Genomic DNA, 22080 nt, shown 5'->3' on the forward strand with positions numbered 1-22080 from the left:
CCAGGTGAGCAGGGACACCACGTACAGCGACTGGATACCCAGGTAGCGGTAGACCAGTGCGCCGGTGAAGGCACCCGTGGTCAGGCCCGCCCACATCTTCAGGTGCCCCAGCCACTCGCGGTGGGAACCGCCGAAGAAGGCGTCGACGAAACGCTGACCCATCTTCACCAGGGTGCCCGTCATGTAGGTCAGCGGGATGGACACCTCGCCCTCGCGCTCGAAGATCGAGTTCATCGATCCGATGCCGAGGGAGGCGACGACGATGGCGGCGCGGGGTGCGCCGAGCAGGACGAGCAGGGCCGACAGGGTGAACAGGACGCACATGTTGATCATGACGACCTCGCGTACCTGGTCCGGCCGGACGCGACGTTTGGCCAGGCGCCGGACGAGCGCACCCTCCATGACGCCGAGGAGGAAGAAGATCACGGCGGAGCCCGCGAGCCACGCCAGGTCGGCGTTGCCGTCGACCACGGCCGTGGCGATGCGGGTGGTGTTACCCGACATGAATGACAGGAACACGCCACCGAGGAATATGAAGCCGATGGAGTCGACGAAACCGGCGATGAACGCGAAGCTCACCGCCAGATTCTTCTCACCGGCAGTGTAACGCTGCAACACCGCTCCTTATGGTTAGCTATGTCTGGACTTACAGACCTCCAGTGTAGGCGGTGACCGGTGCGGTGTCGCCACGCAGGAGGTCCTCGATCTGTTCGGCGGCCCGGAACACGGCCTCCCACCGGAACTCCGCGGCCATCGGCTCGCCCGCGGTGTAGCGGCGGTGCCAGTCGGTGCGGCGGCTGCGCTGCGGGATCCACAGGCGTTCCAGCGCGATGTAGGCGGCGGCCTCGGACTCCGGGCCCCGTTGCGCGCCGTCGGTGCCCGGCGTCTCCCACAGCTTCTCGACGTACCCCAGGTGGATCTCCGCCAGGCAGCGTGCGATCTCGACGATGACGTCCCGCCCGACGTCCGGGTGGATGCGCAGCCGGTACCAGGCGTCGTGCTCGGTCATCTGCGGGTGCGGCGACTCGCCCGGCAGCGGGTGGCGCTGGACGTGGCACCAGGAGGTCTCGCCCTCCCGCTCGTGCTCCCACGTGGCGACGGCGCCGATCTTCCACAGGTTGCCGAGCATCTCCACCCGGCGCAGCGGCAGGCGGCGGTTGGCGGCGGCCTCGGCGAACCGGGCGTAGTCCAGCGTCGGCCGGGTGACGTACCCGAGCCGCTTCCGCCAGCCGCCGACCGTGTCCCGGTAGTCGAAGAGGTGGACGCCCGGCGGGTGGACGCGGCGCACGTGGGTGGACAGGTAGTGGTCCTCGAAGTGGATGCGTCTGTCGCGGCCCGGTTCGTGCGGGACCTCGAGCCGGATGGGGAGGGCCTCCTCCGTCGGCTCGTAGCCGAACATCTCCCACTCGAAGGCGGGGCGCAGCTGCAGGGTGTTGACCATGCCGACGAGGGACTCGAAGTCCGGGTAGCGAGACAGGTCCATGGAGTCGGACAGCTGGATCGCCGCCGACCTGGCCTGGCTGACCGTGAGCTGCGGCATGGCACGTGCCAGTTCGACGGCGAACTGGACGGTGCGTGCCCGTAGTTTGAGATCCATGTCTGTCCACTCCTTCAGGGGGATTTTTGTTACATGGGTCACATATTATCTTTGGATTGTGAACCTGTAAAGAACTGCGAAGGCGGCGTTACCGGTTTGTGGCGGGAAACGACCCCCGCCCTCGACCGGGCACCTCATGCAGAATGGGGACATGCGTATCGATATCTGGTCCGACTACATCTGCCCCTTCTGCACCGTCGGCGAACGGCACCTCAATCTCGCCCTGGAGGAGTTCGAGGGACGCGATGACGTGGAGATCGTGTGGCGCAGCTTCCAGCTCGACCCGGAGGCACCCCACGAGTCCACCGGTAACGCGCTGGACTACCTCACGCGCATCAAGGGCATGAACGAGGAACAGGTCATCGCCATGAACGACGGCCTGGCGGCCCGCGCGGCGCAGGTCGGCCTGGAGTTCAACTGGCGCGAATCCCACATGGTCAACACCATGACCGCCCACCGCCTCGGCGTCCTCGCCCGGGAGGATGACCTCGGGGTCGAATGGGACGAGCTGGTCAAACTCGCCTACTTCACGCAGGGCCGCAACATCGCCGACCACGATGAACTCCGCGCCCTCGCAGCCGAGGTGGGCCTGCGTCCCCAGGACGTCGAGTCGGTGCTCGCCGACGAGTCCGCCTACTCACAGGAGGTCATGGCCGACATCGCCCAGGCCCGCCAGATCGGTGTGCAGGGCGTGCCCTTCTTCGTCTTCGACGGTCGGCTGGCCATCTCCGGGGCGCAGCCCGTCGAGGTGTTCACCCGGGCTCTGGAACAGATCGCGGCGGGTGAATGACCATGAGCGTGTGGCTGACCTCCGACCTGCACCTCGGGCACCAGTTCGTGGCCCGGCTGCGGGGTTTCGCGGACGTCGACGAGCACGACGACGCGGTGCTCACGGGTATCCGTGACCTGCCCGTCGGGGACCGGCTGTGGATCCTCGGGGACCTCTCGCGCGGTTCCTCGGAGGAGGAACGCCGCGCGCTGCAGCTGCTGAAGGTCCACGGCGCCCACCTGGAGATGCACCTCATCCCGGGCAACCACGACTCCTGCCACCCGATCCACCGTTCGGCGCACAAGACGCAGCGGATGTTCCTCGAGGTGTTCCACTCGGTGCAGGCGTACCAGAAGCTCAAGTGGGAGGGCCGCAACGTTTACCTCAACCACTTCCCGCGCCCCGGCATGGACCATCCGGGCATGCCCTCGCGGCACGATGAGGTGCGCCTGGAGACCGACTGGATCGTCCACGGGCACCTGCACTCCTCCGACCCGGACACGGGGGAGGGACTGGTCGACGTCGGCCAGGACGCGTGGGGGATGAAGCCGGCCCGTCAGGACGCCGTGCAGCGGATCCTGTTCAGCTGAGCCGGTCGGCGACGGCCTGGATGTCGCCGATGGGCAGACGTGTGTCGGGCTGGGCGTTGCACCGGTCGAGCAGCGCGTAGCCCGCGTTCTGCAGGGCGAGGTGCTCGTTCCAGCGGGCGGCGGCCGTCTCCGGGAGGTTGGCGGCCAGCGACTGGGCAGCGCGTCGCTCGCCGAGCAGCTCGAACTGCAGGTCCCGGCGCTGTGCGAGGGCCCGGTCGGGGGTGTCCGCCAGCAGGGCACCGAGCAGCGTCATCATCGCCTCGCGGCTGCGCTGCATGAGGCGGGCGTGGTGCTCGGAGTCACGCAGACCGATCCACAGCAGGGGCACGGCGAAGAGCACCGAGAGCAGCACCTCGATGGTGCGGGAGATGATCGTCTCGCCGAGCGGCAGCGCCAGCGCGTTGCCCATCATCAGCGCCAGGGGAGTGGTGAAGATGACGCACAGGACGTAGTTGCGCACCACGAAGATCTCGGCGAAGAACTGGCACACCGCCAGCGCGAGCAGCAGCCCCCACAGGTTGAGTTCGAGCAGGTGCAGGGCGGTGAACAGGCCGATGCCCAGCACGGAGCCGAGGAGCCGGTGGAGTCCGCGGATGGTGCCGGGCAGCCGCTCCGGGCCCCACTGCAGGATGAGCAGCGCGGACACGACCGCCCAGTCGGGGCGGTCGAATCCCAGCGCGATGCCCACCACCCCGGCCGCCAGGGCCGCGGCGAAGACCTTCCAGGCGGTCGTCGTCGCGTGGCTGTGCTGGTGGAGTGAACCGTAGAGGCGGTAGCTCAGGGACGGCCGCGTGTGCGGGATCGCCGTCCGCGTCAGGTCGAGGAAGTTGGGGGTGTCGGTCAGGTCCTCGGGGTCGTCGGGCGGGGTGTTGAGGGCCGCGAGCCGCCGGTGCGCGGTGAGCGTCCGGTGGACGAGGTCGCCGCGGGATTCGTCGATGATGCGTCCGGCGCGGATCACGCCGGCGTCGGCGAGCATGTTCCAGGCGTTGGACAGGGCGGTGCGTGCCTGGTGCAGCTTCGCGACGCTCGCCTCCCCCTCCGCGAAGTCCTCCACCGCCTTCTCCAGCGTGTCCACCGCCTGGTGCTCCGCCTTCCGGCCGGAGATCATGCCGAGGATGATGCCGCTCACCGCGCCGACGCTCGCCCAGGCACCGACCTCGAGGGGGTTGAGACCGAGGCGGGCGACCATCGTCGCGCCGCCGGTGACCATGATGATGAAGAAGCTGCCCGGGGGAGGCAGGCGCAGCGCGTTCTGCACGAAGGCGCCGAGGGCGGCGGCGCTCGCCGTGAACAGGGCGGCGAGCAGCAGCCACCAGCGGCCGCCCTGCCCCCACACCACCGAACCGACGAAGGCGCCGGCCACGGTGCCCGTCACCAGCAGCAGCCCGGCGATGCCCATGACGCGCCAGCGGGTGCGCACGGGGTGTCCCTCGCCGTAGATGACGGCGAAGCCGCCGGCGGCGATGAGGAGCATCTCGGCGTCATAGCCGAGGAGCAGGGCGACCGAGCCGGGCAGCGCGAGGGCGAGGGCGGCGCGCAGCGCGCCGGGCCAGCGGGTGCCGGGGGAGTGCACGGCGGTGAACAGGTCCCAGAAGCCGGGGCGCGGGGGCAGGGGCTCATGCATGGTGGGTGTCGATCCTCTCTGCGACGGCCTGGATGTCGCCGATGGGCAGGCGGATGCCGCCGTGGGCCTCGCAGTAGTCGAGGAGTGCGTAGCCGGCGCGCTGCAGCCCGAGGTGTTCGTTCCAGCGTTCCGCGGCGGTGTCGGGGTTGTTGCGGGCCAGGGACTGGGCGGCGCGACGTTCGCTGAGCAGCTCGTACTGCAGGTCGCGGCGCAGCTCGAGGGTCTCGTCCGGGGTGGCGGTGAGCAGCGCGCCGAGCAGGGAGCTCATGGCGCGGCGGCAGCGCTGCTGCAGGCGCAGGTGGTGGGCGGGTTGGGCGTTCGGGCGGTAGAGCCACAGCAGGATGAGGGCGAAGACGACGGAGAAGACGATCTCGATGACGCGTTCGCTCATCGTCACGTCGAGGTCGATGTCGAGGGCACCGCCGAGCATGAGGGCGACCGGGGTGGTGAAGATGACGGTCAGCGCGTAGTTGCGGGTGACGAAGATCTCGGCGAAGAACAGGCACACCGACAGTGCGAGCATGAGTGTCCACCCGGCAACGTCGAGAAGGTGCAGTGCGCCGAAGAGGAACACACCGAGGATCGACCCCAGGAGGCGGTGCACGCCGCGGACGGTGCCGGGGATGCGGTCCGGTCCCCACTGCAGGATGAGCAGCGCCGAGACGATCGCCCAGTCGGGGCGGCTGAAGCCGAGGGCGATGCTGGTGACGCCCGCCCCGAGGCACGCGAGCACGACCCGCGAGGCGGTCATCATGGCGTGGCTGTCGGGGTGGACTGAGCGGTACAGGCGGTAGCTTATCGACGGCCGCGTGTGCGGCACCCGCGCCCGGTCCACGTCGACGAGGTTCTTGTTGTCGGAGATCTCGTCGACCGCCCGGCTGTCGGTGCCCGCGAGCTTGAGCTGGGCCGCCAGGGTGCGTTCCGCCAGTCCGGAGGTGTCGATGATGCGGCCGGAGTGGATGGCGCCGGCGTCGGTGAGGATGAACCAGGCGTTGGTCAGGGCGGTCTGGGCCTGGTGCAGCTTCGCGACGCTCATGTCACCGTCGATGTCCGCCACCGTCTCCTCGAGGACCCGCACGGCCCGCTGCTCCGGCCCGTGCGGGTTGAGCAGGGCCGGGGCCATGCCGACGAGAAGGGAACTGAGCACGCCGACCCCCGCCCAGGCGCCGACCTCCACCGGGTTGAGCCCCAGCCGGTGGGTCATCGTCGAGGCGCCCGCGACCAGCAGGATGAACCACGGTCCCGGCGGCGGCAGCCGGAGTGCGTTGGCGGTGAACACACCGAATCCGGCGATCGTCGTGGTGAACAGGACGGTGAGCAGCAGCCACCAGTGGGTCGCGCCGGCGTCGATCTGCCCCCACACCACGGTGCCCACGAAAGCGCCGGCCATCGCCCCCGTGATGAAGAAGGCACCGGCCGTGAGCAGCACCTTCCAGCGGGCGCGGTAGGCGTAGCCCTCGCCGTGGATGACGGTGAAGGAGCCGGCGGCGATGAGCAGCAGTTCCGCCTCGAGTCCGAGGAGCAGGGCGAAGACGCCCGGCAGTCCCATCGCCAGCCCGGCGCGCAGCGCACCCGGCCAGCGGGGGCCGGGGGCGTGGAAGGCGGTGAACAGCTGCCACGGGCTGGGCCTCGGGGGGAGCGTCTCGATCATGTGAATCAGGATAGACCGTGACTGTAGTGAACAGAACTGTCTGCAAAACTAGACAGGATGGTTTGAGGTGGTGTACCTTTCGGTTCAACAAACAAACGTCACATGAAAGGCGGATCCATGATCCTCACCGGTCTGGCCGTGGGAGCAGTCCTCGGCATCGTCATGCAGCGCGGGCGGTTCTGTGTCACCGGCATGCTCCGCGACATCTTCCTGCAGAAGTCCTGGCGCACCATCGTCGCGCTGTTCATCGTCATCTCGGTGCACGCCCTCGGCGTCGCCGCGCTGACCAGCGCAGGCGTCATCGCCCCGTCGGTGTCCAACTTCGCCCCGCTCGCGGTCATCCTCGGCGGCTTCGTCTTCGGCCTGGGCATCATCCTGGCCGGCGGCTGCGCCTCGGGAACCTGGTTCCGCTCCGCGGAGGGCCTCATCGGCTCGTGGATCGCGCTCATCTTCTACGCCCTGTCCGCCTCCGCGATGCAGACCGGTGCCCTCAACTGGCTCAACGTCGGCATGAAGTCGGTCAACACCGAGCTGACCACGCTGCCCGCCACCTTCGGCGTCTCCGCCTGGTTCTTCGCCGTCCCGCTGGCCATCGGCACCGCCCTGGCGGCCCGCCACTTCCTGTCCACCGAGAAGAAGGCAGCCACCCTGGACGTCCCCTTCTGGAAGCGCCCGCTGCACATCTACACCGCCGGTGCCCTGGTCGGCCTCATCGGCGTCATCGCCTGGCCGCTGTCCGCCGCCGCCGGCCGTAACTCCGGCCTGGGCATCACCGGCCCGTCCGGCAACATCGCCAACTTCCTCGTCACCGGCAACGTCGAGCGCATCGACTGGGGCGTCATGCTCGTCCTCGGCCTGTTCATCGGCGCCTTCGCCGCCGCCCGCGCCACCGGCGAGTTCCGCCTCCGCGTCCCGGACGCCACCACCGCCACCCGCGCCGTCGTCGGCGGCGTCATGATGGGTGTCGGCGCCGCCCTGGCCGGTGGCTGCACCGTCGGCAACGGCATGGTCCAGACCGCACTGTTCAGCTACCAGGGCTGGATCGCCCTGTTCTTCATCGCCCTCGGCGTCGGCGCCGGCGCGAAGATCTGGCTGAAGCCGGCCGCCGCCCCGGTCCGCTCCGCCGAGGACGAGGTCCTCTCCACCCCCGCCCCGGTCTTCACCCCGGGCTTCCAGGTCGCCACCGGTGCCGTCGCCCTCAAGACCGCCCCGCGCGTGACCAAGGCCCGGCCCATCGCCGAGGGCCGCTACGCCCTCGACCAGATGGGTGCCGTCTGCCCGTTCCCGCTCATCGAGACCAAGGACGTCCTCAACACCCTCAACCAGGGTGAGGAGCTCGTCATCGACTTCGACTGCACCCAGGGCACCGAGACCATCCCGCAGTGGGCAGCCGAGAACGGCCACGACGTCACCGACTTCCACGCCACCGGCGACGCCTCCTGGCAGATCACCATCAGGAAGGGCTGACGGTCACCGTCATCGCCAGGGTGAGTTCCTCATCCGCAGGCAGCGTCACACCCCGCAGGTCCGCTCCGAGGACCGCGGGCTCGACGCACACGAACTGACTCCACTCCCCGGGGCCGACATCCTGCATGTCGGCCTCTCCTGGATTCCAGACCACGATCGAGTCCGCGCCCTCGGAGGCGACGGTGAGGGTGCGCCGGCCGTCGTCGACAAGCACCTCCCGTGGGGAGTGGAAGATGCGGTCGAAGGGGGCGTCGACACGCACCTCACCGTCCTGGACGGATTCCGTGCCCGTGAAGCGGTCGGTGACGGGGGCGCCGTCGAGGCCGCGCAGGCGCACGGTGCGGACGTCGTCGATGAGGAAGTAGGGGTGGAACCCCGCCTGCACGACCCGGTCCGCGCCGGAGTCATTGCGCATGGTCAGGGCGATGCGCAGGCCGTCGGGCAGCTCGTGGCCGATGAGGGTGAGGTGCAGGCCGTCATTGACCAGCGTCGCGTCGAAACCCCGCGAATCCGTGGTCACCCGCCAGTCGGAGGTGCGCGCCCAGCCGTGGCGTGGGGCGTCGGGGAGAAGGTCCGCGAAGGCCGGCGCAATGACGGGGATGCCGCCGCGGATGGGGAAACCGGTGGTGGAGGAGAGGTAGAACAGCTCCCCGAGATCCGTGTCGGTGCTGGTCACATGGGCTCCGGCGGGGCTGATGCAGATCCGGCCGGCGGTCAACAGGTCATCCATACCCTCTAAACTAGGTGCAATGTACAGCTCCGTCACCGTCCGCGACCACACCCTCACCGTCCCCTGGTACGAGGGCGAGACAATCGAGGTGTTCTGCCGCGAGCTGTCCCGCGATGACACCCTGCCGCCGCTGATCTTCCTCCAGGGCGGCCCCGGCCACCCCGCCCGCCCCTCGTCCGAGGGCTGGCTCGCGGAGGCGCTCACCGACCACCGCGTGTTCCTCCTCGACCAGCGCGGCACCGGCCGCTCCACCCGCATCGACCGCCACGGCGACCCCTCGCTTCTCGACGCCACCCATCTCGCCCACCTCCGCGCCAGCGACATCGTCGCCGACGCCGAGGCATTCCGCGAACACCTGGGCATCGAGCGCTGGGACGTGCTCGGCCAGTCCTTCGGCGGCTTCTGCATCACCACCTACCTCTCGCAGCACCCCGACGCGATCCGCTACGCCTACATCACCGGCGGCCTGGCCGGCTTCGGGCCCGCCGAGGAGATCTACCGGGCCACCTTTGCGGCGCTGCAGCGTCGCCACGAACGCTTCCACGACCTCGTGCCCTTCGCCGACGGACGCATCCGCGAGATCTGCCACCACCTCGACAACTCCGACGAACGCCTCCCCACCGGCGAAAGACTCTCTTCCCGCCGCTTCCGCACCATCGGCATCGAACTCGGGCGGGCCGCGGGCTTCGAGAACCTCGCCATGCTTCTCGACGCCCCCTTCCACCACCTCCGCGGCGAGAAACGACTCCGCGGCGACACCCTCGCGGAACTGTCCACCCGACTCTCCTTCGAGTCCGCCCCGCTCTACGCCGCCATCCACGAGACGATCTACCCGGGCGTGTCCGACTGGGCGGCCCACCGCGTCCGCGAGGAGATCGACGGCTTCGGGGAACACCTCGACCCCGTCCGCGCCTCCCGCTTCTACCTCACCGGCGAACACATCTTCCCCTGGCAGTTCGAGGAGGACCCCGCCCTCCACGCCTTCCGCCCCGCGGCGGAGGACCTCGCCGCACGCGACTGGGCCCCGCAGTACGACGCGGCCGTGCTCGGGGAGACCTCAGCCGTCTGCGCGGCAGCCGTCTACCGCGACGACATCTTCGTCCCCCGCGAACTCTCCCTGGAGACCGCCACCCACTTCCGTGACCTGCGCGTCTGGGAGAGCTCCGACCACCAGCACGACGGACTGCGTACCGACGGAGCCGCCATCTTCCGCCGCCTGCACAGCATGGTGCGGGAATAGATGCGGGCTGCGGGTGTTGACATGGGCTACAGTGAATCCACTGATATCGCGTCGACCGAGAAGGTGCGGTGAAATCATGCAGGACAACCGTGAGCATGTGACCCTGTCCACGACAGAGGTCGCCGAATTCGATCGACTGACCACCGAGCTCGGAGTCTTCGAGATCTCCGAGGAAAGGGTCCTCGACCCCGGGATCCTCACTCAGGTGTACGGGGGATGATGGCAGGACCGGGTGCGGTGTGCACCCGGTCCTTTACATATCGCCCACCTCCGGGAGTTCGTCCTCCGGGCCCGGATACGAGGTCTGCGCCCCGTGGCCGGTGACCACGAAGGCCCCTACACGGGCGGCATGTTCCGCTGCGGCGATGAGGTCATCTCCCGCGATGAGCCGGGCCACCAGGGCGCCGGCGAAGGCGTCCCCGGCGCCCACGGTGTCCACCGGAGTGACCCGTGGCGTCGGGACCGGGGTGAGCCCGTCCCCGTCTCCCACCAGCGCCCCGCGGGCGCCGAGGGTGAGGACGACGGTGGGGAAGCCGGCGTCGAGAAGCGCGCGGGCGAGGACCTCCGGGTCGTCGGTGGTGACCCCGGCGTCGAGCATCTCGAGGATCAGTCCGGCCTCGTGTTCGTTGGCCATGAGAGGGTCGGCGCGGAGCAGGGCGGCGGGCTCGACCTCGATGACGGGCGCGAGGTTGACCACGACCCGGCCCGTGGTCAGGCGTACGGCGGCGGCGAACCCGTCGGCGGGGATCTCGCCCTGCAGGAGGACCACCTCGGCACCGGCGATGAGATCGGCGCAGGACTCCACGTAGGCGGCGTCGACGTGGGCATTCGCGCCGGGCACGACGACGATGGTGTTCTCCCCGTCCTCGGAGACGGTGATCACGGCCAGACCGGTGACATCATTGACGGTGGCCACGGCGGACATGTCCACCCCGGAGCTGCGGAGGATGTCCGTGGCCGGCTCCGCATAGGGGTCCTCACCGACTGCACCGACCATCGCGACGTCCGCGCCCTGCAACGCAGCCGCGACAGCCTGGTTCGCACCCTTGCCGCCCGCGGTCACCGTGCCGCCCGACCCGAGCAGGGTCTCTCCGGGGGAGGGGTGGCGGGCGACGCGGACCGTCAGATCAGCGTTGATCGAGCCGACGATGACAACTGCGCTGGTCATGCCCCCAACGTACACTCAAGGACATGACTCTTCGTGACCGCGCCCTCGGCGCCTGGTACGGCCAACTCATCGGTGACAGCCTCGGTGCGCTCGTCGAGTTCCTCGAACCGTGGCAGATCAGGCAGCAGTACCCCGACGGTGTCCGGGAGCTCGCTGCCGGTGGCCCCCACCGCATCGCCGCCGGCCAGCCGACCGACGACTCGGAGATGGCCCTCGCGTTGGCCCGTTCGATGGTCCGCAACGGGGGATACGACCGCGGGGACGTCCTGGCCTCCTACCGTCGCTGGCTCGACTCCCGCCCCTTCGACCGCGGCTCCACCATCAGCAACGCCCTGCGCGGTCACTTCAGCGAAGGGTCCGAGGCCAACGGCGCGCTCATGCGTATCTCCCCGGTCGCGATCGCCTATCACGCCGACCCGCGGCAGGCCGCGACGTTCGCGCGTACCGACGCCGCCCTGACCCACCCCAACTCCTACTGCCTCGACGTCAACGCACTGTGGACCGGTGCCCTGGCGCGGGTCATCCACGACGGTTCCGAGCCCGTCTTCGACCGCCCCGACCTCTACGACCCCGAGCCCGGCGACGTGTTCAGTCAGCAGGGCTGGGTCCGGCACGCGGTCACCCTCACCGTCCACGAGGCGGCGCAGGGCGACAGCTTCGAGGAGTCCCTGGTCCGCACCATCGGCCGCGGCGGTGACAGTGACACCAACGGTGCCATCGTCGGGGCCTTCCTCGGCGGCATGCACGGGGCCTCCGGGATCCCGCAGCGCTGGCGAGACGCCGTCGACAACTGCCGTCCGAATCACAACCGCCCCGCCGAGTACCATCCGAACGACGCGGAGGAGCTGGTCGACATGCTCCTCGCGGTCAACGCCGGTAGCGTGTGACGGCATGCTCATCCCAGAATGGATCGCCGCCGAGATCGCCGCGGGTCGCACCGAACTCCAGCAGCTTCTCGACACCGCCCCCTTCGACCGCGCCGCCGTCCGCACCGTCGCCGGCTCCGGTGACTTCCAGATCGTCGACGGCCACGTCCGTCTCTCCGACGTCCCGAGCCCCGGCACCTGGTTCCCCCAGCGTGAGCCCACCCTCCTCACCTCATGGTCCATGCCGCTGGAGGTCACCGAGGAACTGCTTTCCGACGCCCCCGTGCCCGTCCCCCTCGCCATCGGTTCCCTCGTGCAGGTGTACCGTCACGGGCATCGTTCACTCTCGTCCCGGCTCGGCCCCCAGGGTCTGGTCATGGACGACACCGAGATCCGCCTCGGCTCCATCTCCCGCTTCCTCCGCGACCTCGGCGCCGGGGTGGGTGACACCGTCCACCTCCACTTCAACACCAAGGGGAGATTCGACGTCTCCCTCTGAACAGCCACAGAATGAAACGACTCTTCTCAGCACTGCTCATCTCGCCGGAGGCGCACGAGCACCTCGTGCACGCCCTGCGCCCGATCCGGGAAAACAACCCCCGCGACCTGCGGTGGACCGATCCGGACAACTGGCACATCACCCTCAGCTTCCACGGGCTCATGCCCAATGACCACACCGACCTCCTGGACCACCTGGCGCAGGCCGCCGCCTCCTCCGGCCCCCTGGACCTCCACCTGCACGGTGCCGGCTCCTTCGGCCACCGCACCTTGTGGATGGGCGTCGGCGGTGACACCGCCCGGTTGAAGGCGCTCATGGCCGACGCCGCCTATGACCCGGAGAATCCTCCGCCGCCGCAGAAGCCGCACCTGACGATCGCCCGGACCCAGGAACGCTGGCTGGTCGGGGACCTGGTCCATGCGTTGCTGGTCTACGAGGGCCCGCGTTTCGTGTGCGATGAACTGGTCCTCGTGGAGTCGAAGCTCGGCGAGGGTCGTTCAGGTGGCCCCAGGTACGAGATCCTGGAGCGTGTCCGGCTGGGTTAGAAGGGCGGGGGATCGTCGTCAGGGGGAGGGGTGAACAGGCCGGCCCGTTTCTCCAGGTTGCGTCTGTCCTGGGAATCCTTCCGGACCCGTTCCCGTCGGTTGCCCATGCGTTGCCCGACGGTCTGCAGCCACCGACGTTCCTTGAGTGACAGCGGGCCGCGGGGTTCGGAGATCACATACGTCCCGTCCTCGTAGAGGAGATACTTCTCCCGTGTGTACGGGTCGATGATGTAGGTCATGCGCCCGTCGGTCTTCACGTTGTGGTGGGTCGGGCAGAAGGCGGCCATGTTGGCGGCGGTGGTGGGACCGCCGTCCGCGTGGTTGATGCGGTGCTCCATCTACGTGCGGTGGCCGGGGCAGGGGCAGTCCGCCTCCGAGCAGCCACCGTCGAAACCGATGATCACCGCCTTGATGTCCTCCGGGGTGGCGTAGCCCTTGACCACCTTGTCGTGGAGCTCGTCCATGTCCCGGATCTGCGTGGCCTTCGCCGCCAGTTCATCGGTGAAGGTGGGGTTGACGTAGCCGACGTCGGACATCCAGCCGGGGGCGTCCTCGATGTCGTGGGCGCGGTAGACGTTGAGGGTCACGGAGGTGGTCCCCTCGCCGCGCATGAGGTCGTTGAGAGCCTCGATGAGGCTCATGTTGTTCGCGGCGGCGTGCTTGCGCACACGGAGGTCGATCTCGAGGCCCGTGGCGGCATCCGACTCGATGTTGATGAAGGCCCGGTCACCCTCGAAACCGACCTCGAAGTGGTCCTTCGGGTCCGGCAGCGGATCGTCCTCCGCGGAGACCGACGTGTCCAGGGTCTGGATGATCGCGTTGAGCTTCTTCCTGATCTCGCCCGGGGTGGGCAGATTCTGGTTGGCCCGCGTGGGGGTGAGGAAGTCGGTGATCTCCGCGTCGATGACGGCCATGTGCTCGGTGACGGAGGCGTCGATCTTGTCCAGCACCCCGTCGATGGCCTTGAGCCGGCGGAGATCGAGATGGGTGAGGCGTCGCTGGAGGCGCTTCAGGTGCGGAAGTTCCTCCAGCCGCTGATGGGCGAAGATGGCGGAGGTGATGTAGCCGTCACCGTGTCCGGTGGACCGGCGCAGGCGGGCCAGGGTCAGCCGGAAATCCGCGTCGGCGGAGGGCAGTTCGCTCTGCCACATCTGGAAGTCCTCGCGTCGGGCGCGGGCGCCCCGGACGGCAGCCGGGTCGTGTGGATTGGACACGGAGTAGTAGACCGGGGGAGAGAAGAGCAGCTGAAGCCCGCTCTCGACCTCGGTCATCTCGATCTGTCCGGTACTCACGACCACCCCCCTTTCGCCCCTGTGTTCGAACTCCACTATAGAACACCCTATCGAACCCCGCAAGGGTCATCTCAGATCCGGGGTATCGCCGCGAGCAGGGAACGGGTGTACTCGTCCTGCGGATCCGCCCAGACCTCCTCGGTGGGGCCGTGCTCCACGATCCTTCCCTTGTGCATCACGGCGACGGTGGAGCACACCTCCCGCACCACGGACAGGTCGTGGGAGATGAAGACGAGGGTGAGTCCGTACTCGTCGACGAGACGGTCGAGAAGTTCGAGGACCTGGGCCCGGACGGAGACGTCGAGGGCGGAGACGGGCTCATCGGCGAGCAGGATCTCAGGCTTGCCGGCGACGGCACGGGCGATGGAGATGCGCTGACGCTGACCACCGGAGAACTGGTGCGGGTAGCGCTCGGCGGCGTCCGGCGGCAGGCCCACCTCCGCGAGCACCTCCAGCACCCGGCTCCGGTCGCCACCGCCCTCCGCGACGGAACGGCCGACACGGAGGCGGGGATTGAGGGAGCTCTGGGGATCCTGGAAGACGACCTGCACGCCGGCGTCGACACGCACGGTGCCGCTGGTGGGGGAGTCGAGGCCGGCGAGCTGCCGGAGCAGCGTCGTCTTGCCGGAACCGGAACCCCCGACGACGCCGAGGCGTTCGCCGCGGTGGACGACCAGGGAGACGTCGTCAAGTGCCTTCGTGGAGCCATACTCACGGGTGACGTTGGTGAGCGTGAGAACCGGTGGGCCCACCTCGCGGACCTCGGCGGGTTCGCCGGGCAGGGAGGCGGCGACGAGACGCTGCGTGTACGGGTGCTCCGGGGCCCGGAGGACCTGTCTGGTGGTACCGGACTCGACCACCGCGCCCCCCGACATCACGAGCACCCGACGGCACATGCGGTTGATCACGCCGAGATCGTGGGTGATGAACAGCAGGGAGACGCCCAGCTCATCGACGAGGTGGTCGAGAAGGTCGAGGATCTGGTCCTGCACCGTGACATCGAGGGCGGTCGTCGGCTCGTCACAGATGAGCAGGTCCGGTTCCTGTGCCAGGGCCATCGCGATGAGCACACGCTGCCGCTGCCCGCCGGACAGCTCGTGCGGGTAGGCGTTCATGCGCGCCGGGTCGAGGGCGACCTGCTCGAAGAGGTCGGCGACATCCTCACGGTGCGCCGCCTCCTGCACCTGCTTACCGACGGTCATCAGCGGATCCAGCGCCGTCATCGGCTCCTGGAACACCATCGACATCACCTTGCCGCGCAGCGGCCGGATACGGCGGTCAGGCAGACCGATGAGTTCCTGTCCCTCGAGCACGACGGAACCGGTCGCCGAGAGACCACGCGGCAGCAGCCCCAAGATCGACAGCGCGGTGAGTGACTTGCCGGACCCGGACTCACCGATGAGGCCGACGCGTTCGCCGCGGCCCACCTCGAAGGTGATGCCGTCGAGAAGCCCGTCCCCGACGCGGAGATCAGTCACGGAGAGAATGCTCATCGTCGCCTCCGGGAGGGGTCGAGGACGTCACGGAGGCCGTCACCGAGCAGGTTGAAGCCGAGGACGGTCAGCGCGATCGCCAGCCCCGGCCACAGGGCCAGCTGCGGGGCCGAACCGAGGGAGGCCTGCGCGGACTGCAGCATGCGTCCCCACGAGGGGTCCGGCGGGGAGGTGCCCAGGCCGAGGAAACTCAGGGCCGCCTCCGCGAGGATCGCCAGGGCGAAGGCCACCGAGGCCTGCACGATGATGACGCCCGCGATGTTCGGCAGCACGTGCCGCTGCGCGATGACGATCCCCGGCACGCGGGAGACGCGGGCCGAGGCGATGTAGTCCTGTGTCATCACCTGCAGCGTGCCGGCGCGGGCCACACGCGCGAAGCCCGGGATACCGGCGATGCCGATCGCGATCATGGCGGTCAGCGTCGAGGCACCGAACGCCGCACCCGCGACGATGGCGAGCAGCAGCGCCGGGAAAGCCAGAGTGAGGTCCATGCCGCGCATGATGAGCGTCTCCGCCCACCCGCGGCGCATGCCCGCGAGGATGCCCAGAGGCACACCGATGAGCGCGGAGATGCCCACCGCGACGAGTCCCACGAAGAGCGTGATCTGCGCGCCCGACATGATGCGGGAGAACACGTCCCGGCCGTAGCGGTCGGTGCCCATGAGATGCTCCACGGAGGAACCGAGGAGCCGGTCGGCGGGGACGGCGTGGACGGGGTCGTAGGGGGTCCACACGAGGGAGACCAACGCGAGCAGCACCGTGCATCCGACGATGATCGCGCCGATCCAGCCGGAGAGTGGCAGCCTGTTCATGCGCTCCTCCTGAGACGGGGGTCGATGAGCCGGTAGGTGACGTCGACGATGAGGTTGACCGTGAGCGTGAACACGACGAGCAGCATGACGATGGTCTGCACCGCCGTCAGGTCACGCCGCGCGACGGAGTCGAGCAGCATCGACCCGAGCCCCGGGATGAGGAACACGCGCTCGATGACCACGGCGCCGACGATGAGCGAGGTCAGCTGCAGGCCCGCCACGGTGAGCACGGGCAGGGAGGCGTTGCGGAGCCCGTGTCTCCACAGGGCCTCCCTCACCGACGCCCCCGTGCTCCGCGCCGTCCGTATGTACTCCCGGTCGAGCACGTCGAGTACCGCGGAACGGACGTAGCGCGTGAGGATCGCCGCCTGCACCAGCGTCAGCGCGATGACCGGCAGGATGATGCGCTGCAGGAAACCGGGGAAGTCGGTGCCGGGCGGGATCCAGCCGTTGGCCGGCACCCAGCCCAGGTGCACCGCGAAGACGGTGACCAGCAGGATACCGGTGAGGAACGACGGGACCGCGATGCCGACCTGGGCGAGGGCGGAGACGACGCGGTCGTCGCGACGCGCCGCCCACATGCCCAACGGCAGCGCGATCACCAGGGACAGCAGCATGGCGAGCCCGCAGAGGATGAGGGAGACCTGCGCGCGGTCCACGATGAGCGGGGTGATGTCCTGCCGCGACGCCAGCGACACCCCGAAATCGCCGGTCAGCAGTCCCCGCACCCAGTCGAGGTACTGGACGGCCAGCGGCCGGTCGGTGCCCAGCTGCCTCGACAACGCCGCGACGGCCTCGTCGGTGGCGGTGACCCCGAGCGCGACGCGCGCCGGGTCGCCCGGGATGAGGCGCAGCAGCAGGAAGATCACCACCGACGCCAGCAGCAGGGACAGGATGAATCTGAGCAGAACGCGGGCGATCACTGCTTCTCCATTCCGGCCAGGGCCAGGGCGTCGGTGACCACGGTCGGGGTGACCCCGGTGACGCCGGGCGAGGTGACGACGATGTTGGGCAGGTTGAACACGGTCAGGGCCCCGGCGTCGGACATGATCGTCGCGACGGCCGCCTTCATGTGGTCCACCTGCTCCTCCACGGTGACGGCGGTGTCCGCGGCCAGCAGGGAAGCGCGGACCGACTCGCTGTCGTAGCCGAGGTAGTAGTTCGGGTTGCCGAACAGCGCCGGGATGTCGCGGGCCTCGACGTGGGCGATGATCGACATGTCGTAGTTCTTCGCCGTCATCACCTCCGCGAGCCACACCGCCGGGAACTCGACGGTCTCCAGCGTGACCTCGAAGCCGACGTCACGCAGCTGCGAGTAGAGCAGCTCCGAGATGTTCTGCGCGTAGGGCAGGGACGGCAGGGATATCGTGATCGCGGGGGTGCGGCCGGCGAGGAGTGTACGGGCGCGGTCGGGATCGTAGGGGGCGAAGTCCTCGCCGGTGAACCACGGGTCGGTCGGCGGGACGGGCGCGGCGCCGGTGTCGGTGGCCAGCCCCTCCCACACGACCTGGTTCACGGCCGCGCGGTCGACGGCGTGGAGGACCGCACGCCGCACATCGGGGTCATCGAAGGGGGCACGCCGGTTGTTCATGGAGACCACCACCTCACCGTTGGTGGTGCCGACCTCCACGTTGTACTTCTCCGGCAGGGTGTCCAGCAGCTCCGGGGCCTGCATCGCCCACACGAGGTCGATGTCGCCGGAGCGCAGGGCGTTGACCGCGGAGGTGGCGTCCGCGAAGTAGCGGATCGCGGCGTTCTCCTTCGCCGGCTCACCCCAGTAGTCCGGGTTGCGGGTGAAGGAGATCGACTCGCCCACGGCGAAACGCCCCAGCAGGTAGGGGCCGGTGCCGACCGGGGTGGTCGCGAGACGGTCCACCCCGGAGGGCGTCATCATCGCGCCCGTCAGCGTGCCCATCGACCACAGCCAGTGGTGGGAGGGGCGTGACAGGGTGACACGCAGGGTGTGTTCGTCGAGGGCCTCGACCTCCGAGACCACGTCCATCTGCGCCTTGAGGCCGTTGGTCCACGACCCCTGGACGTATTCGATGGAGAACTTCGCGGACTCCGCGTTGAAGGGGGAACCGTCGGAGAAGGTCACGTCCTCGCGCAGGCGGAAGGTGTAGACGGTGGCGTCGTCCGACACGTCCCACGAGGTGGCGAGGTGGGGGACGACGTCCCCGGCGGCGTCGATACGCACGAGCCCCTCGTAGACGTTGGACATGAGCGCCTGGGGGATGGCGGCGCCACCGGTGGTGGTGAAGTCGAGGGAGGCGGGGACACCCGTCGTACCGAGCACGAGGGTCTCCTGCTCCGCGACGCGACCGACCTGCGTGGCCGTCGATCCGGCTGAGCAGGCGGTCAGGAGGAGGACCGCTCCCAGAGCGGTCAGCAACCGGCTGGCGTTCATGATTCCGACGATACCCGCCGGTCCGGTCGAATCAGTCGACGGGCGAGAGGCGCGCGGAGGAGGGGGTGCCGCGGACCGTGTTGAGGCTGAGGGTGAGATTCTCGGCGAGGAAGAGATTGTCCGCGAAGAAGATGATCTGCCCGTACTGGTCCGACGCCGTCATGCGGATGCGCATCAGCGGATCACCGGGGCGGACGTCCAGGAGCTCCGCCTCCTCCTCGTCGGCGACGACCGCGTTGATGCAGCGCGAGAGGTTGTCCACGACGATGGCGCTGTCCGCGAGGTGCTCCATGATCGACGTCGCGTCGGTGTCCGCGTCGAGGATGTGCCGGCCGACGGGGACGGGGAAGTGGGTGCACTCGATGGCGAAGGGCCGGCGGTCGGCCAGTCGGAGGCGGCGCAGCGTGACCACGTGGTCCCCCGGGGAGAGCCGCAGGTGGCCGGCGATCGTCTCGTCGGCGGGCTGACGGGCCAGCAGGAGGGTGCGCTGCCCGGGGGTGAATCCGAAGTACCGCAGCCAGGCGCTGATCGAGATCGTGGAGTCGAAGTCGTTGTTGCCGGAGCGGGAGAGCACCGTGGAACGTCGACCGCGGCCCGTGGAGATCATGCCCTCGGTGCGCAGCAGCATCATCGCCTGGCGGACGGGGCCACGGGAGGAACCGAACTGCTCACACAGCTCGGCCTCCGAGGGAAGTTCGTCGCCGGTGTTGAGGCGACCGTTGTTGATCGCCTCGCGCAGGTGCTTGGCGATCTTCTGATAATGCTGTGGTGGCATTCGGATGATCCTTGCGGTTAGGGGACTAATTGTATTCCTGAAAACTGGTTTATTTCCAGATCAACCAATGGGGTTATAGGGGAACATTAGAACAATATGCCGAAAAATCAATCCATACGTCTGATGAGTTGTCAATGAGTTACCATGACAACTTGTGATACAGGTCCTGAGCGGTTTCGGGGTGGTCGTGGGGGTGATCGCCGTCGGCTGGATCTTCGGGCGCGCCCACCCGGAGGCCCGCCGGGGACTGGCCAATCTGGTCTATCTGGTGGCCACTCCCGCGCTGATCTTCGACATCCTCCTGCGCACGGACCCCCGCGACATATTTTCGGCGAATTTCCTCGTGATCGCCGGATCCGCCCTCCTTGCCGGGGCACTCGGTTTCCTCGCGTTCCGCGTACGCGGACGCAGCTCCCCCGACAGCCTCATCGGCATGCTCGCGTCCTCCTACGCGAACGCGGGCAACCTCGGTGTCCCGCTGGCTGTCTACATACTTGACGACGCCGCCGTGGTCATCCCCGTCATCCTCTTCCAGGTCGCGTTCTACGCCCCCTTCACGCTCACCACACTCGACATGCTCCACCGCTCGAGGCAGTCGACACTGCTGCGGAACATGGTGGCCTCGTTCCGGAATCCCATGCTGCTGGCCGCGGTGGCGGGACTGCTCATCGGCTTCCTGCACATCCCCGTGCCGGAGATCGTGCGCGAGTCGGTCGCCCTCCTCGCGGGGGCCTCGGTGCCGGTCGCGCTCATGGTGTTCGGCATGTCGCTGGTGGGTGCCCGGGTGGTCCTCAGCGGGGACGTGCTCATCGCGGTGGTGCTGAAGAACCTGGTCCAGCCGGTGCTGTCGGGGCTGCTCGCCCATTACGTCTTCGGTCTGGAGGGGACGGCGCTGCTCTCGCTGGTGGTGCTCGGCGCGCTGCCCACCGCACAGAACGTGCTCACCTACGCGCTGCGTTTCCGCACCAACGAGGCCCTGGCCCGGGACGTCGGCGTGGTGTCCACGCTCGTGTCGTTCCCGGTACTTGTCGTGGTGACGGTTCTGCTTGGGTAACATCACCGCCATCATGGACACCATCACGCTGCGGTCCGCACCCCGACACCTGGCCACGAGCCGGGCCGTCGGTGTCTTCGTGGCGTTCTTCGTCCTGCTGGTGCCCGTCCTGCTGGTGCTGCTCAACTCCGCCCGCACCTCACCGTGGCCGGAACTGCACCTCATCGCCGCCGCCGCCCCCGCGGCGGGGCTCCTGTCGGCGGTGATCATGCTGGTCATCAGGCTGCGGCGCCGCTCCCGGCCCGTCCTGCTCATCGACGACCACGTGACCCTCCCCGCCACCGGCGTCCGCTTCCCCCTCGACAGGCTGGACCACCTCCAGCTCTACACCCGCCACGGGGTGCCCCGCCTGGTGCTGCTGCCGGGGCACATCCCGGAACGCATGCCCTCCCGTGCCGTCGCCCCCTACACGGTGACCTTCCCGGAGGGGGCGAACTACCTGCCCTATGAACTCGTGGACCTCCTGCGGGGGAGGGCGGGGGACGTGGGTGTCGACAAGCTGGGGACCGTCTAGAGCTCCCAGGCCTCCGCGAGGATCTCCATGCCGCGGTTCGTCTCCGCCTCGGAGAGACCCTGCAGGGAGATCATGAGCTCATCCGCCTGGGCGGTCCGGGTGAAACCGTCGAGGTAGTCGCGGACCTGCTCACCGGTGCCGACGGCGGTGTAACGCAGCATGTCGATGATCTGGCGGCCCTGGTGGGACTCGATGATCTGGTCGAGCTGCTCATCGGTCAGGTGACGGCCCCGGCCGGCCATCGCCTTCACCCGCTGACGGCGGACACCCTCGAGCTGACGGACGGCATCGGCCTCGGTGTCCGAGGCGACGACGTTGACCGCCGCGATGACGTAGGGCTCGGAGAGCTTCTCGGAGGGCTGGAAATTCTCCCGGTACGTCGCCACCGCGTGCTCCAGGTGGGTCGGTGCGAAGTGGGAGGCGAAGGAGTAGGGCAGGCCGAGCTGCGCGGCGAGCGTCGCACCGTAGAGCGAGGAACCCAGGATGTAGAGCGGCACGTTGGTGCCGACACCCGGGATGGCGTCCACCCCCGGGATCCTGGAACGGCCGGCCAGGTAACCCTCGAGCTCCATGACGTCCTGCGGGAAGTGTTCCGCTGCGTTGGGGGAGCGGCGCAGCGCCCGGCCGAGCGTGTTCATGTCGGTGCCCGGCGCGCGTCCCAGACCCAGGTCGATGCGGTCGGGGTAGAGCTCCGCGAGGGTGCCGAACTGCTCCGCGATGACGTAGGGGGAGTGGTTCGGCAGCATCACGCCGCCGGAACCGAGCCGGATCTTCTCCGTGTGCGCACCGACGTGGGCGATGAGCACCGCCGGGGCGGAGGAGGCGATGTACGGCATGTTGTGGTGCTCGGCGTACCAGATCCGGCGGTAGCCCAGCCGTTCCGCCTTCTGCGCCATGTCCACGGACCGCCTCATGGAGTCGCGGGCGGTCTCACCAGGGTAGATGTGGCAGAAATCGATGAGGGACAGCGGGATACGCACGGGTCAC

At 68.8% G+C, this 22080-nt stretch carries 24 protein-coding genes; 10 read left to right on the plus strand and 14 right to left on the minus strand.

Annotation, left to right across the window (positions count from 1 at the left end):
• Together GXZ33_RS03205 and GXZ33_RS03210 are read right to left on the minus strand one after the other, a co-directional pair.
• Positions 1–615: YoaK family protein (locus GXZ33_RS03205; protein WP_291339401.1), on the minus strand; the 615-nt coding region annotated here is incomplete at its 3' end.
• Positions 616–646: 31 nt separating this feature from the next.
• Positions 647–1597 (minus strand): hypothetical protein, encoded by a 951-nt coding sequence (locus tag GXZ33_RS03210; RefSeq protein WP_291339402.1) that lies wholly within the window; start codon positions 1595–1597, stop codon positions 647–649.
• A gap of 151 nt (positions 1598–1748) precedes the next feature.
• Here GXZ33_RS03210 and GXZ33_RS03215 point away from each other — a divergent pair, with 151 nt between their 5' ends.
• Positions 1749–2387: a DsbA family oxidoreductase gene (locus GXZ33_RS03215; RefSeq protein ID WP_291339403.1), complete on the plus strand. Its 639-nt coding sequence runs from the start codon at positions 1749–1751 to the stop codon at positions 2385–2387.
• Positions 2388–2389: 2 nt separating this feature from the next.
• Positions 2390–2956, plus strand: a complete 567-nt coding sequence (locus tag GXZ33_RS03220; protein ID WP_291339404.1) for a metallophosphoesterase — start codon at positions 2390–2392, stop codon at positions 2954–2956.
• Here GXZ33_RS03220 and GXZ33_RS03225 read toward each other — a convergent pair.
• Both GXZ33_RS03225 and GXZ33_RS03230 read right to left on the minus strand, forming a co-directional pair.
• On the minus strand, positions 2949–4580 hold the full coding sequence (locus GXZ33_RS03225) for an FUSC family protein (protein WP_291339405.1): 1632 nt from the start codon (positions 4578–4580) through the stop codon (positions 2949–2951). The genes GXZ33_RS03220 and GXZ33_RS03225 overlap by 8 nt on opposite strands.
• Complete coding sequence (locus GXZ33_RS03230; RefSeq protein WP_291339406.1) at positions 4573–6231, minus strand: FUSC family protein; 1659 nt, start codon at positions 6229–6231, stop codon at positions 4573–4575. The genes GXZ33_RS03225 and GXZ33_RS03230 overlap by 8 nt, the downstream gene beginning before the upstream one ends.
• Before the next feature lie 117 nt (positions 6232–6348).
• Here GXZ33_RS03230 and GXZ33_RS03235 point away from each other — a divergent pair, with 117 nt between their 5' ends.
• Complete coding sequence (locus GXZ33_RS03235; RefSeq protein WP_291339428.1) at positions 6349–7698, plus strand: YeeE/YedE thiosulfate transporter family protein; 1350 nt, start codon at positions 6349–6351, stop codon at positions 7696–7698.
• Here GXZ33_RS03235 and GXZ33_RS03240 read toward each other — a convergent pair.
• Complete coding sequence (locus tag GXZ33_RS03240) at positions 7685–8428, minus strand: D-hexose-6-phosphate mutarotase (RefSeq protein ID WP_291339407.1); 744 nt, start codon at positions 8426–8428, stop codon at positions 7685–7687. The genes GXZ33_RS03235 and GXZ33_RS03240 overlap by 14 nt on opposite strands.
• 19 nt (positions 8429–8447) lie before the next feature.
• On the opposite strand from GXZ33_RS03240, the gene GXZ33_RS03245 reads away from it, so the two are divergent.
• Together GXZ33_RS03245 and GXZ33_RS03250 are read left to right on the plus strand one after the other, a co-directional pair.
• Complete coding sequence (locus GXZ33_RS03245) at positions 8448–9668, plus strand: alpha/beta fold hydrolase (protein WP_291339408.1); 1221 nt, start codon at positions 8448–8450, stop codon at positions 9666–9668.
• Positions 9669–9744: 76 nt separating this feature from the next.
• Complete coding sequence (locus GXZ33_RS03250) at positions 9745–9888, plus strand: hypothetical protein (RefSeq protein WP_291339409.1); 144 nt, start codon at positions 9745–9747, stop codon at positions 9886–9888.
• Between the two features lie 33 nt (positions 9889–9921).
• Here GXZ33_RS03250 and GXZ33_RS03255 read toward each other — a convergent pair whose 3' ends face one another.
• The gene (locus tag GXZ33_RS03255; RefSeq protein WP_291339410.1) at positions 9922–10836 is read right to left on the minus strand and encodes a ribokinase; all 915 of its coding nucleotides are present in this window, start codon (positions 10834–10836) and stop codon (positions 9922–9924) included.
• A 23-nt stretch (positions 10837–10859) separates the two neighbouring features.
• On the opposite strand from GXZ33_RS03255, the gene GXZ33_RS03260 reads away from it, so the two are divergent.
• The 3 genes from GXZ33_RS03260 to thpR are packed head-to-tail and all read left to right on the plus strand — an operon-like array spanning position 10860 to position 12746.
• On the plus strand, positions 10860–11723 hold the full coding sequence (locus GXZ33_RS03260; RefSeq protein WP_291339411.1) for an ADP-ribosylglycohydrolase family protein: 864 nt from the start codon (positions 10860–10862) through the stop codon (positions 11721–11723).
• 4 nt (positions 11724–11727) lie between these two features.
• On the plus strand, positions 11728–12201 hold the full coding sequence (locus tag GXZ33_RS03265; protein WP_291339412.1) for a hypothetical protein: 474 nt from the start codon (positions 11728–11730) through the stop codon (positions 12199–12201).
• Between the two features lie 11 nt (positions 12202–12212).
• Positions 12213–12746 (plus strand): RNA 2',3'-cyclic phosphodiesterase, encoded by a 534-nt coding sequence (gene thpR, locus GXZ33_RS03270; RefSeq protein WP_291339413.1) that lies wholly within the window; start codon positions 12213–12215, stop codon positions 12744–12746.
• On the opposite strand, the gene GXZ33_RS03275 is transcribed toward thpR, so the two are convergent.
• The 7 genes from GXZ33_RS03275 to GXZ33_RS03305 form a co-directional block, all read right to left on the minus strand.
• The gene (locus GXZ33_RS03275; RefSeq protein WP_291339414.1) at positions 12743–13084 is read right to left on the minus strand and encodes an HNH endonuclease signature motif containing protein; all 342 of its coding nucleotides are present in this window, start codon (positions 13082–13084) and stop codon (positions 12743–12745) included. The genes thpR and GXZ33_RS03275 overlap by 4 nt on opposite strands.
• Positions 13085–14038: a hypothetical protein gene (locus tag GXZ33_RS03280; protein ID WP_291339415.1), complete on the minus strand. Its 954-nt coding sequence runs from the start codon at positions 14036–14038 to the stop codon at positions 13085–13087.
• Between the two features lie 71 nt (positions 14039–14109).
• Entirely contained in the window at positions 14110–15531 is a 1422-nt protein-coding gene (locus GXZ33_RS03285) for an ABC transporter ATP-binding protein (protein WP_291339416.1), read from the minus strand.
• Complete coding sequence (locus GXZ33_RS03290; RefSeq protein WP_291339417.1) at positions 15528–16343, minus strand: ABC transporter permease; 816 nt, start codon at positions 16341–16343, stop codon at positions 15528–15530. The genes GXZ33_RS03285 and GXZ33_RS03290 overlap by 4 nt, the downstream gene beginning before the upstream one ends.
• Positions 16340–17266, minus strand: coding sequence for an ABC transporter permease (locus GXZ33_RS03295; protein WP_291339418.1), 927 nt, complete (start codon positions 17264–17266; stop codon positions 16340–16342). Before GXZ33_RS03295 ends, GXZ33_RS03290 begins: the two co-directional genes overlap by 4 nt.
• Complete coding sequence (locus GXZ33_RS03300) at positions 17263–18750, minus strand: ABC transporter substrate-binding protein (protein WP_291339419.1); 1488 nt, start codon at positions 18748–18750, stop codon at positions 17263–17265. The genes GXZ33_RS03295 and GXZ33_RS03300 overlap by 4 nt, the downstream gene beginning before the upstream one ends.
• A 31-nt stretch (positions 18751–18781) precedes the next feature.
• Positions 18782–19525 (minus strand): GntR family transcriptional regulator, encoded by a 744-nt coding sequence (locus tag GXZ33_RS03305; RefSeq protein WP_291339420.1) that lies wholly within the window; start codon positions 19523–19525, stop codon positions 18782–18784.
• A 154-nt stretch (positions 19526–19679) separates the two neighbouring features.
• On the opposite strand from GXZ33_RS03305, the gene GXZ33_RS03310 reads away from it, so the two are divergent.
• Together GXZ33_RS03310 and GXZ33_RS03315 are read left to right on the plus strand one after the other, a co-directional pair.
• Positions 19680–20579, plus strand: coding sequence for an AEC family transporter (locus GXZ33_RS03310; protein ID WP_291339421.1), 900 nt, complete (start codon positions 19680–19682; stop codon positions 20577–20579).
• Positions 20572–21093, plus strand: a complete 522-nt coding sequence (locus GXZ33_RS03315) for a hypothetical protein (RefSeq protein WP_291339422.1) — start codon at positions 20572–20574, stop codon at positions 21091–21093. Before GXZ33_RS03310 ends, GXZ33_RS03315 begins: the two co-directional genes overlap by 8 nt.
• On the opposite strand, the gene GXZ33_RS03320 is transcribed toward GXZ33_RS03315, so the two are convergent.
• Complete coding sequence (locus GXZ33_RS03320; protein WP_291339423.1) at positions 21090–22073, minus strand: LLM class flavin-dependent oxidoreductase; 984 nt, start codon at positions 22071–22073, stop codon at positions 21090–21092. The two genes, GXZ33_RS03315 and GXZ33_RS03320, sit on opposite strands and share 4 nt — an antisense overlap.
• Between the last annotated feature and the right edge of the window lie 7 nt (positions 22074–22080).

This window comes from Corynebacterium sp. (genome assembly GCF_012838985.1).
Lineage (GTDB): Bacteria > Actinomycetota > Actinomycetes > Mycobacteriales > Mycobacteriaceae > Corynebacterium.